Here is a 549-nt window from a genome sequence, read left to right on the forward strand (position 1 = left end):
AACGTTTTCCGCGTTCTCGATGTTCTCAGCAGAGAACGACTCCACAACGACACGTATCGGGGAGTTCTACGATGGCGCGCGCGGCGAGTACATCCGTGAACTCAAGTACGATTTAACCGAGCTTGGGTTTGGCAACTTCCCATCGAGTCCGTCGAATGCGTTCGGACCGGTAACGATGGGCGTCGTGGAAGACTTCCAGCAGGCCTACGGGTTTGAAGTGACAGGATTGCCGACCGATGCGATGCTCGATGCGATGGCGGCGGACTTGACCCCTATCACGTCCACATCTGTTGGAGATTTTTACAACGGGGCGCGTGGCGAGTACATCCGTGAACTCAAGTACGATTTAACCGAGCTTGGGTTTGGCAACTTCCCATCGAGCCCGTCGAATGCGTTCGGACCGGTGACGATGGGCGTTGTGGAAGACTTTCAACGGGCCTACGGCCTGGAAGTAACCGGCCTGCCGACAGAAGAGATGTTGCAGCTGATCGCGAGCGAATTAACCCCTACGACATCAACCTCGGTCGGAGATTTTTACAACGGGGCGCG

The 549-nt window shown here is 56.1% G+C and carries 1 protein-coding gene; it reads left to right on the top strand.

The window, feature by feature from the left end; translation table 11 throughout:
• On the top strand, nt 1-549 hold a 549-nt coding region (locus ACSZLD_RS16860; RefSeq protein ID WP_444685861.1), incomplete at both ends, for a peptidoglycan-binding domain-containing protein.

The organism is Alkalicoccus luteus (assembly GCF_052061695.1).
GTDB classification, from domain to species: domain Bacteria; phylum Bacillota; class Bacilli; order Bacillales; family Salisediminibacteriaceae; genus Alkalicoccus; species Alkalicoccus luteus.